General features: G+C 47.8%; 13 protein-coding genes. All 13 read right to left on the bottom strand.

From position 1 onward, the window contains the following. Positions 1-6: 6 nt before the first annotated feature. Positions 7-477, bottom strand: coding sequence for a MarR family transcriptional regulator (locus GN278_15520; GenBank protein ID XAT62050.1), 471 nt, complete (start codon positions 475-477; stop codon positions 7-9). Beyond that, positions 474-1,217, bottom strand: a complete 744-nt coding sequence (locus GN278_15515) for an SDR family NAD(P)-dependent oxidoreductase (GenBank protein ID XAT62049.1) — start codon at positions 1,215-1,217, stop codon at positions 474-476. Before GN278_15515 ends, GN278_15520 begins: the two co-directional genes overlap by 4 nt. After that, positions 1,214-3,508 carry a bifunctional salicylyl-CoA 5-hydroxylase/oxidoreductase gene (locus GN278_15510; protein ID XAT62048.1) on the bottom strand — a complete coding sequence of 765 codons (2,295 nt, stop codon included), beginning with the start codon at positions 3,506-3,508 and terminating at the stop codon, positions 1,214-1,216. Before GN278_15510 ends, GN278_15515 begins: the two co-directional genes overlap by 4 nt. Before the next feature lie 158 nt (positions 3,509-3,666). After that, positions 3,667-4,446 carry a glycerophosphodiester phosphodiesterase gene (locus GN278_15505; GenBank protein ID XAT62047.1) on the bottom strand — a complete coding sequence of 260 codons (780 nt, stop codon included), beginning with the start codon at positions 4,444-4,446 and terminating at the stop codon, positions 3,667-3,669. A gap of 120 nt (positions 4,447-4,566) precedes the next feature. Next, the gene (locus tag GN278_15500; protein ID XAT62046.1) at positions 4,567-5,700 is read right to left on the bottom strand and encodes an aminotransferase class V-fold PLP-dependent enzyme; all 1,134 of its coding nucleotides are present in this window, start codon (positions 5,698-5,700) and stop codon (positions 4,567-4,569) included. Between the two features lie 100 nt (positions 5,701-5,800). Continuing rightward, positions 5,801-6,286, bottom strand: a complete 486-nt coding sequence (locus GN278_15495; protein XAT62045.1) for a GNAT family N-acetyltransferase — start codon at positions 6,284-6,286, stop codon at positions 5,801-5,803. 33 nt (positions 6,287-6,319) lie between these two features. Further along, on the bottom strand, positions 6,320-6,694 hold the full coding sequence (locus GN278_15490; protein XAT62044.1) for a cyclic nucleotide-binding domain-containing protein: 375 nt from the start codon (positions 6,692-6,694) through the stop codon (positions 6,320-6,322). Between the two features lie 377 nt (positions 6,695-7,071). Continuing rightward, a complete protein-coding gene (locus GN278_15485) occupies positions 7,072-7,377 on the bottom strand; it encodes a hypothetical protein (GenBank protein ID XAT62043.1) in 306 nt (101 codons plus the stop codon). Positions 7,378-7,624: 247 nt separating this feature from the next. Further along, positions 7,625-8,938 carry an alpha/beta fold hydrolase gene (locus GN278_15480; protein ID XAT62042.1) on the bottom strand — a complete coding sequence of 438 codons (1,314 nt, stop codon included), beginning with the start codon at positions 8,936-8,938 and terminating at the stop codon, positions 7,625-7,627. A 194-nt stretch (positions 8,939-9,132) separates the two neighbouring features. After that, a complete protein-coding gene (urtE, locus tag GN278_15475) occupies positions 9,133-9,828 on the bottom strand; it encodes an urea ABC transporter ATP-binding subunit UrtE (GenBank protein ID XAT62041.1) in 696 nt (231 codons plus the stop codon). A 4-nt stretch (positions 9,829-9,832) separates the two neighbouring features. Beyond that, entirely contained in the window at positions 9,833-10,573 is a 741-nt protein-coding gene (gene urtD / locus GN278_15470; protein XAT62040.1) for an urea ABC transporter ATP-binding protein UrtD, read from the bottom strand. Next, positions 10,570-11,739: an urea ABC transporter permease subunit UrtC gene (gene urtC / locus GN278_15465; GenBank protein ID XAT62039.1), complete on the bottom strand. Its 1,170-nt coding sequence runs from the start codon at positions 11,737-11,739 to the stop codon at positions 10,570-10,572. The genes urtD and urtC overlap by 4 nt, the downstream gene beginning before the upstream one ends. 3 nt (positions 11,740-11,742) lie before the next feature. Next, on the bottom strand, positions 11,743-13,680 hold the full coding sequence (gene urtB, locus GN278_15460) for an urea ABC transporter permease subunit UrtB (GenBank protein XAT62038.1): 1,938 nt from the start codon (positions 13,678-13,680) through the stop codon (positions 11,743-11,745). Between the last annotated feature and the right edge of the window lie 40 nt (positions 13,681-13,720).

Genomic DNA, 13,720 nt, shown 5'->3' with positions numbered 1-13,720 from the left:
GTCGGATCACTCCTCTAGCGATTTTGTCAGGTGGTCTAGACGCAGGATCATGCCCTCGATGTCGTCTTTATTCAGTTCTGCAAGGATTTCATTGATCCAGGCCTCATGCATTTTGGCATGTTCGGCAAAAACCCTTTTGCCTTTTGGGGTCAAATGGATCAGATTGGCGCGCCGATCTCCTGGGACAGACACTCGCAGTGCCAAGCCTTCTTCGGTTAACTTATCCACAATCCCTGTGATATTTCCGTTTGAAACCCGCAGCCGCTTTGAGATTTCGCTCATCTTTAGGCCTTCAGGCGCGCGCTCCAAAGCGGACATTACATCAAAGCGGGGCAGGGTGGATTTGAACTCAGCCCGCAGGCGGCGACGAATTTCATCTTCGATTAAACTGCTGGCTTTCAGCAATTTTAACCACAAACGCAATCGCTCTTTGGCAATTGGATCTTCTGATTGATCTGCCTTTGGGTTGGTTTTCATATTTCGCCTCCAGACAAGGAAAGGGCTTGGCCCGTTACAGAACGTGCACCATCAGAACAAAGCCATACAGTCATTGCGGCCACTTCATCGGTTTGAATGAAACGCTTTTGCGGATTTCCCGCGCGAAGGCTTTGGTAGGCAGCGTCCGCGCTCATTCCAGTTTTTGCAATGATGTTTTCAACAGAGCGTTCTAACAATGGGGTTTCGGTAAATCCTGGGCAAATAGAATTGACTGTGATGTCCGTGGAGGCCAATTCCAATGCGACAGCACGGGTTAGGCCAACAACCCCGTGTTTTGCAGCGCAATAGGCGCTGACATAGGGATACCCCTTTAATCCGGCGGTTGAAGCAACCGCGATCAGGCGCCCCCATCCAGCGGTTTTCATATCTTGTAAGGCGGCCTGCCAAACATTGGCAACACCGATTAAATTGACGGCCAACATATCTTGCAATTGATCCGTTGACATTTTTGCAAAGGGAACGCTTTGCGCTGCGCCAGCATTTGCCACCACAGCGCTGATCGGCCCCAGATCGGCGCGGGCTTTTTCAAAGGCGCTTGCCACAGCAGAGGGTTGGGTAACATCACAAAGCTGATACGGCAGGTTTTGCTTTTTAAGCGCGCTTTCACGGCGGCCCATAATGGTGACCTGCGCCCCGTTGGCGCTGAGCTCAGCTGCTATTGTTGCGCCAACGCCGCTTCCGCCGCCAGTGATAATGATATGCTTTCCTTCTAGTGTCATACTCTAATCATTTCTGCTTCACGATCTGCCAAACGCCAAGCCTGATCTCGGCCCGGAAGATAGGGCATTGGCCATATTTCATTGCGTGAGCCTATTTTAGCGCCCTCGCGCAAAGTCCAGTATGGATCTGCCAGATGCGGGCGCCCCACAGCCACAAGATCGGCGCGCCCTGCCATCAAAATTGAATTGGCATGGTCCGCTTCGTAGATGTTGCCAACTGCCATTGTGGCAATGCCGGTTTCATTGCGAATGCGATCCGCGAACGGGGTTTGAAACATACGGCCGTAGATCGGTTGGGCGTCTTTTGTTGTTTGCCCAGCAGAGACATCAATAATATCTGCGCCCGCCTTAAAAAAAGCTTTTGCGATCTCAACGGCCTCATCCGGTGTTACCCCCGATGCCCCGATCCAGTCATTCGCTGAAATCCGCACCGACATAGGCTTTTCTTTGGGCCAAGCGCGCCGCATTGCATCGAACACACGCAGTGGAAAGCGCAAGCGGTTGTCCAAGCTGCCACCGTAATCGTCGGTGCGGGTATTGGAGGCCGGAGAAATGAAAGAGGACAAAAGATACCCATGCGCCGCGTGCAATTCAATCATATCAAAACCGGCGCGCTCGGCCATCAATGTGGCGGCAACAAACTGATCGCAAATTTCTTCCATATCTGCGGTGGTGGCTACCCGCGGGGTTGCATTGCCTTCGGACCATGGGATCGCAGAGGCCGAGATTAAATCCCAATTACCGGACGCTAGGGGTTCATCCATGCCTTGCCAGCCAATATTGGTTGACCCTTTGCGGCCGGAATGGCCGATTTGGCAGCATATTTTGGCTTCGGTCTCTTGGTGAACGAAGTCCGTGAGCCTGTTCCACGCTTTTTCGTGTTCTGGGTGGTATAATCCCGGGCAACCCGGGGTGATGCGACCAGTGTCCGACACACAGGTCATTTCGGTATAGACTAGCGCCGCACCGCCTTTGGCGCGCTCACCGTAGTGGATCAGGTGCCAGTCGGTCGGGCAGCCGTCAACCGCTTTATATTGAGCCATGGGTGAGACAACAATCCGGTTACTAAGGTGCATTTCACGCAATTTATAAGGCGCAAACATTGGTGCGCGGACTGGTGCATCGGGGGCGACGCCAGCTTTCGTCTGAAACCATTTTTCGGCCGAGTTTAGCCAGTCTTTGTCTCGCAGCCGCAGGTTTTCATGGCTAATCCGTTGCGAGCGGGTCAGCAAGGAGTAATTAAATTGCACCGGATCAAGATCAAGATAGCGCTCGACCTGTTCAAACCATTCAAGCGAGTTTCGGGCGGCGGACTGCAGGCGCAGAACTTCAAGCCGGCGCTCTTGCTGATACCGATCAAAGGCTGCATTTAGATTCGGTTCAGAATGCAGATAGTTTGCCAAAGAGATTGCACTATCAAAGGCAAGCCGAGTGCCCGACCCGATGGAAAAATGCCCAGTGGCAGCCGCATCGCCCATCAGTACAACATTTTCATGATACCATTTTTCGCAAATAACCCTTGGAAAGTTCATCCAGACAGCTGATCCGCGCAAATGGGCGGCGTTTGACATTAAGTTATGGCCGCCAAGGTGGCTTGCAAAAATACTGCGGCATGTTTCCACAATATCTTCCTTGCTCATGTCTTCAAACCCCCAGTTGTCCCAGGTGTCTTGCTGACATTCTACGATAAAGGTGGCTGTGTTTTCATCGAATTGATATACATGCGCCCACATCCAGCCATGCTGGGTTTTTTCAAATATAAATGTGAAGGCATCCTCAAATTTTTGATGTGTGCCCAGCCAAATGAACTTACATTCACGGATATCAATATCCGGTTTAAATTGGGTTTCATATTCTGCGCGAACACGTGAGTTTATACCATCGCAGGCAACCACCAAGTCATAATCTTTTTGATAGCTTTTGATGCTGTCGAATTCGGTTGAAAACTTCATCTCAACGCCCAGTTCATTGGCGCGCTCTTGAAGCAGCATCAACATCTTTTTGCGGCCTATACCTGCAAAACCGTGGCCGCCAGAAACGGTGCGAACGCCGTCATGCACAACGGCGATGTCATCCCAGTAGGCAAAGTTTTTGCGGATTAATTCTGTACTTTTGGGGTCGTTAATTTCTAGATTATCGAGCGCATCATCTGATAGGACAACCCCCCATCCAAAGGTGTCGTTGGGCTGGTTGCGTTCAATTATCACAACGTCATGCTCAGGATCTTTGAGCTTCATTGAGATGGCAAAATATAACCCTGCTGGACCGCCACCTAAACATGCAACACGCATTCACCAACTCCGTTCAGTTCGAATTGATTTTATGTTAGATTACCCATTTTTTTATTTCAAGTATAAAATATTTAATGTTAAAGAATATGGCGTATGCTCTTAGATGGCCGTCTCACTCTTGATCAAGCCTCATCCTAAACGGACCGAAACTTCTGTGGCTAAAGTGCTTTCCAAAGACCATTTTTTTTCAGGATGGATTTTAGCAAAACACAGTCGTCTGTCATGATCCCATCCACGCCCAAATCAATCAGATTTTGCATTTCATCGGCTTGATTTATGGTCCAAACATGAATTTTCAGCCCCTTTGACCTTGCATAAGCAAGGGTTTTGGGCGTGATTAATTTAACCCCGAAATAGGTCATGGGCAGTTGTGCGCAGTTCGCCTTAATATTTCCGCGATGGTTTAAAAGATGCTTGAGGTAAAACTCAACCACTCCACCGGTGCCTAAGGACCGCGCTGGTGGGTTTTGTAATACAGAAGATGTTACCGCTTCTATCCGGCGCTGGCTGAAACTGCCGACACATATTCTATCACAGACATTAATCGAAATTGCGAGTGCGATGAACGGATCGGCAGCGGCCCAAGATTTGACATCAATATTAAAGTAGGCTTCTGGAAAGGCCTCAAAAAGCTCAGCCAGCCTTGGGATCGGATGCGTGCCGTTTATACGAAGCTGATCAATATCTTGTGAGTGCACATCTTCAAATTTTCTAGGATCACCGGTGGTGCGCTGTAAATGATCATCATGAAAGCAATAAAGAACGCCGTCGCTGGAAGATTGCACATCTGTTTCAATTATCCGGTAGCCAAGGTCATAGGCAATTTGAAAGGCCGCAAGCGTGTTTTCAGGCGCCAGTTGGTTGGCCCCACGGTGTGCAAAGGCAAGGAATTCACGATCCTGAATGAGCTGTGAAAAACTTGGTCGTTGATGGCCCACAATATCCCCCTACGGCATAACTGAGTATTTAATCAAAAGCGTTAATCTTTTCTGCTGTTTGGGTAAACTAGAGTGCCTTACGGTTTTCTATCGCCCTAAAGAACATTTTACACGGATAAATTATTGCAGGCTTTTAATCAAAGCCTCCACGTCATTCTGAGAATTATAATGCGCAAGCGACACCCGTACACGGCCATTTCGGATACTGCAAATAATGCGGTTTTCCACCAGCGCGGCTTCGATCGCACGAACATCACAGTTCGGGTTTTGGAGCGTTATAATATGTGGAGAAAAACCCAGACTATCAGGGCTTTGAAAAGGCATCCAATCAGAGCCGCTAAGTCCCGAAATTAAAGCAGACGCAAGCTTGTGCGAATGACCGTGTATTTCGTCCAAGCCTAATTTCAGCAATTCATCAACTGAGGCTTTAAGCCCAATAGCCGTAATATAGGATAGGGTGGACTTGGTATATTTCGCTGCCGTTTTTGCCAGTTTTAAACTCTGTGCATCCATATCAAACGGGTCTTCGCCGCCAAACCAGCCAATCAGCGGAGGTTGCTTTTGCAACAGCTCATCAGACAGCACTGCAAAGCCAATACCGCCATGCCCACCGAGCCATTTATACCCACTGGCAACAATGATATCGGCGTGCCAGTCGCGTACAGAAAACGACAGCGCGCCAGCCGCTTGGGTGATGTCGACCGCCAGTTTTGCGCCAACTTTGGATGCGGCTTCGCGCAGCTTGGGAATATCAAGACAGGTTCCTGTTGAAAATTGCACATAGCTTACACACACCGCTGCTGTTTGCGCATCTATCTGATCAATGAGTGTGGAGGTTAAGTCCTGCCCAGCCACGTCATCAACGAATACCATTTGGCATTCATTGGTTTGACAGGCGGCAATCCAAGGTCTGGTGATGGCGGGAAAATCGGTTGTCACAACGATGATTTTTGACTTGGGCTTCGGGGCAAAAAGCATCGGCATCTGAGCAAGTATTTCGCTGGCGCTGGAAACAATAGCTAGGTTTTTGGGCGCACAGCCGATCAAACGGGACGCATTGCTGCGCAGCGGCATCAAAAATGCAGCCTCTTCTGCATCGGACATATGCAAATTGCCATGCCGCGCGGTGGTTTCAAGGAAATCATGCATGGCCGAAACGGCCGGTTCCCCGATCAGCCCGAGCGAAGCTTGGTTCAGGTAGCTATGGGTTTTCAGGCAGGGGTAATCTGACCGATTGGAAAGGGCATTTTGCATTGCTGTATCTCGCCTAAGCGCTCTTTAATCAGCATATCTATTTTTCGAGCGAAGGCAAATTGCCCAAACTCAATCCGCTTGCGCCTATTTATCTTGCGCTCTAACCGATTTGATATTTTTCGACTGTTTCGCCCTCGATCACAACGGGTCCCAGGGATTTAAATTTCAGCTTTTCAATTAAGTGGATCGAAGCGGTGTTGGCCTTGAACGCAAGCGCCACAATCGGGCCGAGTTTTTGCCTGTTCAGGCCAAAATCCAAAACTGAAGAAGCGGCTTCAAAGCCATAACCTTGCCCCCAATATTCGGGCGCATAACGGTAGCCAAAATCAAGGCCATAGCTGGTCGCGCGAAAACCGCACATGCCCATAAGCAGGCCGCTTTCGCGATGTCGAACCGCATAGCGCCCAAACCCGTTTGTGCGGTAGCTTTCGATAATCTCATCAATATAAGCGTCCGCGTCTTTTGGACTTAGGGGTTGGCCATCAATGTATTTCCGGACTTCTGGATTGGCTTCGATAGTGCGCCAGACCTTTTTATCACTTGGTGAGAAAGCGTTGATAACAAGCCGTTCGGTTTCTAAATGCATTTCAATCGTTCTTTCAAAATTCACCTGCCAAAACTATTTGGGCTTTAAAGACTTATAAATTTGTAATTCATCCCAAAGCGCTTCATATTTTCGGCTGGTTTCGCTTAGCCGAAGCGCCAAGGCCCGGATAATACCCTTGATCGCCGGGTCTGTGGTTTGAAGTTTGCTTTCAATTGTACTGATTTCGATATGCATTAAGGAACAATCCGTTTTTGCCCTTGCTGTGACACTGCGGTTTTCTGCCAGAATTTCACTAATTTCGCCAAAAATTTCCCCTTCATTCAAGGTGGCAAGGGGCACACCACTTTTGGTCAAAATTTCAATTGAGCCGCTATGAATAATAAATATACTCTTTGGCTTATCTTGAGCCTTATAGATAATATCACCGGATTTATGCATGCTAATCATAAGTGTTCATCTTTCTGCGATCCTGAAATAATGAAGAAACATTGGCCGGTTTCACCACTTTCATTATAAGCAGTGAGGCGGAATTTGTCTAATCTTTGAATAAGTTGATCGAATTACTAATCTTGATTATTCCGCGTACTTCTTTGGGCTCTAGGTTTTAAATACCTATACTCAGAGTGCTTTTCTGTTTTTTGGATAACGTCGAAAATAACCCCTATAAAAAAATGGCTGGGTTTAGCACCCAGCCAAGGTCAACCTACAGGGAGAGATCACTTACCTAAAAATGATCACATAGATTAAACGCACGAGGAATGTGATTGGATCAATGTTAAATCAAATTAGAGGCCTTTTTTCGACTGACCTAAGTCACCACGGGTTCATAGATAGGATGTAAGGTCTATGTCGGGGCCGGAAAAAGAATGAAAAGCTTCACCATCTTCATAGGGTTCTACATATTCGCGCATTAATTCACTGGTCTTAAGATCCCGGTTCATCACATCTATAAAGGCATCAACCGTTTCCCAAACGCAAAATAGTGCATATTCACCAGTGCCCAAATCTATAACACCGTAGTGGATACAATTTTCATAAGGGTACTCGTCTATATATTTGGCCAAAGCCTTAAACATGATGTCGGCTTGGCCTTCTTTCGGACGAAAGCGCATACAATTGATCATCGACATTTAATTACCTCCATAGTTACAAAAGTAATACAGGATGGAAGAAAAAAGTGAAGCCGCCCCATAGATATACATTTGTCTTTTTTGCAGGGCGTTCAGCCAAAAAAATGAGCGATTTAGCCGCGCTGTACGGGGCGTGCAGGATGTCCCTTTGCAAGGGTGCCCAATTGAGTAAGTTTTGCGTTGATCCAGTTCAAATTCGGCATCAAGAATTATAAGTCGGCAATTATTGAAACATGAAAATAGGATGTTACGACACTTCGTAAATTTCCCATTCTTCGTTAAAGCCCTTTAGCTGAAAAGTCCCTGCTGAGCTAATGGCCAAATCAGCACCTGCAAGTACATCTATCGTATCTTTCGTTGCAAAAATTTGATTAGCCTTGGCCAAATCCATAACCCGCGCGCTTAAGTTTACAGTTTTGCCAATAACGTCGCTTTCGACCCATTCAACTTGGCCAAAATTCAAACCACAGCGGATTTCCAAACCGATGGATGACAATTGGTTTCGTAATTCGATTGCACATTTTGAAGCCCGCACAGGTCCGTCAAAAACGCACAAAGACCCGTCACCCGTATTCTTGATTAATGTCCCATTGAACCGAGCAACCAAAGTGGACACGATTTGATCGTGCTCAATAATTTTTCTAGCCCACTCTCGGTCGCCCATCGCCAGCATTTTTTCTGTAGAACTTACGATATCGGTGAATAAAACAGTTGTTAGGCTTTTGCTTAACGGGTCGGTCGCTTGGGTGGTTTCGTCGAAGAAAGACACAATATCGCTTACGATTTGTGTGATATTGCCGAAATGCGGAAAATGTCCGCCACTGGGGTATTCAACATATTTTGAATTTTTGATCTTATCGGCAAAGTACCTACCATTGGCCACGGGCACAGCACGGTCGTCTCTTGCGTGACAGATCAAACAGGGCACTTCGACGCTTGAAAGAGCATTTCTGACATCGACTTTAAAGTTTGTTTCCAAAACATTTTTTAGTGTCCTTGGACTACAAACCATCCGTTCCAGCTTTGACATTTCTTTTTGAGCGTGTGGCATCATTTGTGGACAGAACAGAAATCCGGATAGGCCCTTGCCCCAATTGGGAACGAACCCCTCAAGGATGGTATCTGCATCAGACATTAAATTGTAATCTTCGGAATTGATAAATTTCGGAATGCCCGCAAACACTGTGACCCCCATGACTTTTTTGGGGTGTGTGGCTGCGTAAACTAGTGAAATTGAACCGCCTTCTGAATAGCCAAAAAGATAGAATTTATCTACCCCTTCCGCCGCAGCGACAGCATCAATGTCATCCATGCGCTGCTCAACACCGGGGGCGGTTGCATCGCGGTCGCTCAAGCCCTGACCGCGTTTGTCAAAAATGATCACTTTGAAATGTTTACTAAGAAGCATCAGCCAATCCAAATAGTGTTGGCCTTCGGCAGATACATCTAAATGCGATACCATGCCCGGCACATAGATTAGCGTTTCCGGACCGGTTCCCCACACCTGATAGGCAATGGAAAACCCGTCTTTTTCAGTGAATTTAATTTCTGGTGGCAGCATGGTCAAATCTTCAACCCAAAAACGGGCATAAATCAAGATCGGATTTGAAAATACGCATTGTTTTACGTGAGATAAAAAGATTCAAACAAGTGTTCTTTGTCCAAATGGCTCATCAGTTTTGTAGAAATTTGACCGTTCGTGACTGTGAGTGGTGTAATTTAAGCGCGCGAATGGCAGCAGTACAACTTTGGCCCTTAAACTGTAACGTTGGCCAAAACCTCATCCCGTGTGATCGCCGTCTTGGTTGCATCTAATGTAACCGATCCGCGTTTTAGGGTGTAAAAGTGATCCGCCAGTTTATAGGCAAAATCAAAATACTGCTCGACCAAAACGATCGCGATATCACCATTGGCTTTTAGGCGTTTTATAACCTCGCCGATTTGTGCAATGATGTTGGGCTGTATACCCTCTGTTGGTTCATCTAAAATCAATACTTTCGGCTGGGTAATCAAAGCCCTTGCGATGGCCAGCTGTTGTTGTTGACCGCCGGATAGATCCCCGCCTTTACGGTCTTTCATCTCATTTAAGATGGGGAACATTTCAGAGATGCTATCAGGCACGAAATGCTGCTCAACCGGCAGGCATGAAAAACCAGTTTCCAGGTTTTCTTCCACAGTTAACATCGGGAAAATATCGCGCCCTTGCGGTACATAGGCTATTCCCCTTTTTGCTCTTTGATAGGGTGCAGAGCGGGTGATGTCGTCGCCATTGAAAAATATGTTTCCCTCTGAAATCGGGTGTGCGCCTGTGATTGCTCTCATCAAGCTGGTTTTTCCTACACCATTGGTGCCCAAAACACAGGTTACCTCACCGATTTTAGCGGTCAGGTTGATATCAAACAGGATCTGCGACTTGCCGTAAAATAAATTGAGTTTTGATGTTTTGAGCATTTCACTATCTTCCTAAATAAACATCAATAACGTCTTGATTGGTGGTGACATGCTCAAGACGGCCTTCTGCCAAAACCGACCCCTCATGCAAGACGGTTACTTTGCAATCCAAGCGCTGCACGAAATCCATATCATGCTCGACCACCACAACGGCGCGGGTTTTCGCAGCCTGCACCAGTATATCAGTGGTTTTTTCCCGCTCAGATCGCGTCATCCCGGCGGCGGGTTCATCAACAAGCAAAAGTTTGGGATCCTGCGCCAAAAGCATCCCGATCTCAAGCCATTGTTTTTGACCATGGCTCAATTCACCTGCTGGCCTGTCCATGTGGCTTTCCAAACCGATATTGCCGGCAAGTTTGGTCACTTTTTCCTCTGCATCTTGCGAGCGTTTAAATGCCAATACCTGAAAAACCCTGCGATCATTTTTAAGTGCTAGAAGCAGATTTTCAAAAACGGTTTGATCTTCAAAAACTGTAGGTCTTTGGAATTTTCGGCCAATCCCGGCCTGCGCAATTTCTGCTTCGTCAAGAGCAAGAAGATCAATGCTCTTGCTGCCCCATTTTATCACGCCGCTATCCGGTTTGGTTTTACCGGTTACAATGTCCATGAAAGTGGTTTTGCCGGCGCCGTTTGGGCCAATGATGGCGCGCAGCTCTGCCTGGGCAATTTGAAATGACAGGTTGTTTATCGCCTTGAACCCATCAAAGCTGACTGAAACCCCTGATACTTCCAGCAAAGAGCTCATTTGCTTGGGCCTTTCGAAGAAAAGCGGTCGATTAGGCCGCCCAAACCTTTGGGGGCAAAAAGCGTCACCAGTACAAAGCCTAGACCCAAGAGCACTTGCCACCAATCAACCCATTTTATCGAAAAACCTCCAAGATTGATGTCTGGTGCTTGGCCGCCCGTAAACCACGTAGACAGCAAACTGACTAAAGCAGCACCAATGACCGCTCCGTATAGTCGGCCGCGCCCACCAATGGCCACCCAAACAGCTAGGTAAATCGACGCAATCGGCGCCATTTCTGCCGGATTAACAATCCCAGCTTGTGGATAATATAGCGCGCCCGCTATTCCGGCTACGCAGGCCGTCATAGTGAAAACCGCAAGTTTATAATGCTCAACTTTATAGCCAAGAAAACGAACTCGCGCCTCGTTGTCACGAATGGCTCTTATAACCGATCCAAACTTGCCTGCTACAAGAGCGCTGGCGCCCAGATATCCGAGCCCCAATGCAAGAGCAGAGGCCCAGAAAAGCCAGAGGGAAACTTGATCTTGGGGGGCTGACACATTGGGCAGGTTTTGTAAGCCTGACAAGCCATTGTTGCCGCGCAGACCGCTTTCATTTTGAAACAGGTACAGCGAAAGCGCTAATGTGAAAGCCTGCGTTAGGATTGATAAGTAAACCCCAGTGACCCGCGATCGAAAGGCCAGCCACCCAAACACAAATGCCATGACCCCCGGCACTAAGACCACCAAAGCTAATTGGGCCACCAAACTGTCAGCAAAAGCCCAAATAATGGGAAACTCATTGCTGCCAACTACCCCGAATATCTGGGTTCCGATCCCGTCGATCACTTCTTGCGGGGTAGGCGGTATTGTCGCTTGTGCCAATGAGTTTTCGACAATACTGCGTGTGCGTTCATACATCAGCCACATGCCGATCATGTATCCGCCCAAGCCAAAGAATGCGAAGTGGCCCAACGACAGGATACCGCAATAACCCCAAACCAAATCCATCGCGATGGCAATAAGGCAAAGGCAAAGCGTTTTACCCAGTGTTTTGACAAAAGATGTTGAAATCAAACCGCCACCCATGCCTTCGGAAAACACCGTAACCAGCAGCGTAAAGAGGGCCAAAACCAACACGAAAATTAGGGCATTTATTGAATATTTGGAGCGTTTATTTTCCATGTTTCAATCCCCTGCTGCGCGGCCTTTTAGGGCAATAATTCCCCGTGGCCTGAATTGGATGAATATAATGATGAATAAAATCATATAGGTCTGGGCGGCGAGGGTATTGGAGGGGTTGTGCCATTCGATCCCCTTTTGCAAAAAACCCACCATAGTGGCGCCGGCAAGGGTGCCCCAAATATTGCCCACGCCGCCAACCACAACGGTCATAAAGCTTTGCACGATATAGTCATTGCCCATTTCCGAGGTGACTTTGGCATAAAGCCCGATAGCAACGCCGGCAATTCCGGCAATGCCTGATCCCAGCCCGAAGGTCAGCATGTTGACCCGATCTGGATTGATCCCCATTGCCGAAGCCATACTTGGATTTTGGGTTACGGCACGGGTTTCAAGCCCAAAGCGGGTGCGCTTCAGAATGAAAAGAAAGACGCCAAGGAATATCAGAGCCAGAACGAAAATCGCGATCCTTATATAGCTGATTGCCACAACATCGTTGATGACCCAGGCACCGCCCAACCAATCAGGAGAGGTCAGCGGACGCGCCTGTGTTCCAAATATATTTTTGGCAACCTGCTGCAGTGCGATTGAAATTCCAAATGTCGCCAGCAGTGTTTCCAATGGGCGATTATAAAGCCACCGAATGACCAGACGCTCCATGGCAACGCCGGCGGAAAATGTGACTCCAAAGGCCAAAGGGACTGCAAGCAGGATAGACAGGGTTTGATCCGGTACAAATTGCTGCACAACAAAACCGGTATACGCACCCATCATTATAAATTCGCCATGCGCCATGTTGATGACGCCCATCACCCCAAAGGTAATGGCCAGCCCGATTGCGGCGAGAAAGTAAATTGAGGCAAGTGAAATAGCATCAAGCCCAATATCAAAAAACTGAGAGAATGAGACCCGATAGGATATTTTTTGCAATGCCGCCTTAGCCGCCTCTGTCACTTCATGCGACGGCTCGGCGTACTCTTCGAAAAAAACGTACTCTTGAACGATTTTTTCAATTTGTGACGCTGATAATGTATCAGGGGCGAGCCCCTCAGCTGCCAATTTTTGGTAGGCATCCTCGCGGCTTTGGGGATTGCCAAGCTGCCCAATTGGAATGCCCGCAATGCGGCCTGCAACTATATTTGCGGCCAGTGCTTCTTTAACATCACCCGCCGATAGTACCGGCTTGGCGACCCCGCCAGCGACCAATAAATCATATGCATCAGCGCTGGAAAACCCTTGTGTTTCGGGTGTTAGAACCCACGCTATATTTGCCTCTACCGGCACTATTTTGGCAAACCGACGTTCCGTGGATAGAACACGGTTTAATTGCGCCCGAACCTCAATCTGCAGTGATTGGCTTATCGCTTCAATGGCGGCCAGTTTTTCGGGTATCTGCGTGCTGTATTTGATTGTCATCAAGGACAGCAGTTGTTGTTTTTCCGTTTGAAGATCTGGATCTGTTTCAATGTCCAAAGATGCTTTAAGCAGCGGAAGGTAGGCCGCATCATCATTTCGCCGAATTGAATTTAGCGCAGCCCTGCGCACTTCGATGTCGGGGGCGTTCAGTTGAAATGAAACCAAAGCGCCGGAAATTAAATTGCGCACTCCGCTGTTCGGTTTGACCTGCTTAAAGCCGGTTTTCTCAAACAGGCCAATATCGTCAGCCGTGTCTAGATCAAACATCCGTCCGTCTAAAACGGCAATGAATTCTTTCGTTTCTTTGTTTTGCCATATGGCCTTTTTGCGCCAGTTTGTGAGCATGAATTCAACACTGGGCAAGCCACTTTCAACAAGACTATCAATGGCCGGGCTGATGGTTTTTCGAGAGCTTTTGGCAATGATACTTTCATGTGTTTGCAAAATATCTGAAAGCGTCTGAGCAGAAAGGCTGGTGCCGAAACAGACAAACCAAACGGCGATAAATAGGCCAATTGAAAATTTCATCGAGGTATGCCTTGCATTGGTTGGAGGGCAGAATGCCCTC

This window comes from Rhodobacteraceae bacterium Araon29 (genome assembly GCA_039640505.1).
In the GTDB taxonomy this organism is placed as follows: Bacteria; Pseudomonadota; Alphaproteobacteria; order Rhodobacterales; family Rhodobacteraceae; genus CABZJG01.
This window is presented reverse-complemented; position numbering and strand designations above follow the sequence as displayed.

Bases quoted from the DNA above. Each gene is read 5' to 3' on its own strand.
- GN278_15490 (XAT62044.1), bottom strand. From the start codon at position 6,694: ATGATTAGCATGCATAAATCCGGTGATATTATCTATAAGGCTCAAGAT.
- GN278_15520 (XAT62050.1), bottom strand. From the start codon at position 477: ATGAAAACCAACCCAAAGGCAGATCAATCAGAAGATCCAATTGCCAAA.
- urtB (XAT62038.1), bottom strand. From the start codon at position 13,680: ATGAAATTTTCAATTGGCCTATTTATCGCCGTTTGGTTTGTCTGTTTC.
- urtD (XAT62040.1), bottom strand. From the start codon at position 10,573: ATGAGCTCTTTGCTGGAAGTATCAGGGGTTTCAGTCAGCTTTGATGGG.
- GN278_15500 (XAT62046.1), bottom strand. From the start codon at position 5,700: ATGCAAAATGCCCTTTCCAATCGGTCAGATTACCCCTGCCTGAAAACC.
- urtC (XAT62039.1), bottom strand. From the start codon at position 11,739: ATGGAAAATAAACGCTCCAAATATTCAATAAATGCCCTAATTTTCGTG.
- GN278_15480 (XAT62042.1), bottom strand. From the start codon at position 8,938: ATGCTGCCACCAGAAATTAAATTCACTGAAAAAGACGGGTTTTCCATT.
- GN278_15485 (XAT62043.1), bottom strand. From the start codon at position 7,377: ATGTCGATGATCAATTGTATGCGCTTTCGTCCGAAAGAAGGCCAAGCC.
- urtE (XAT62041.1), bottom strand. From the start codon at position 9,828: ATGCTCAAAACATCAAAACTCAATTTATTTTACGGCAAGTCGCAGATC.
- GN278_15495 (XAT62045.1), bottom strand. From the start codon at position 6,286: ATGCATTTAGAAACCGAACGGCTTGTTATCAACGCTTTCTCACCAAGT.
- GN278_15510 (XAT62048.1), bottom strand. From the start codon at position 3,508: ATGCGTGTTGCATGTTTAGGTGGCGGTCCAGCAGGGTTATATTTTGCC.
- GN278_15515 (XAT62049.1), bottom strand. From the start codon at position 1,217: ATGACACTAGAAGGAAAGCATATCATTATCACTGGCGGCGGAAGCGGC.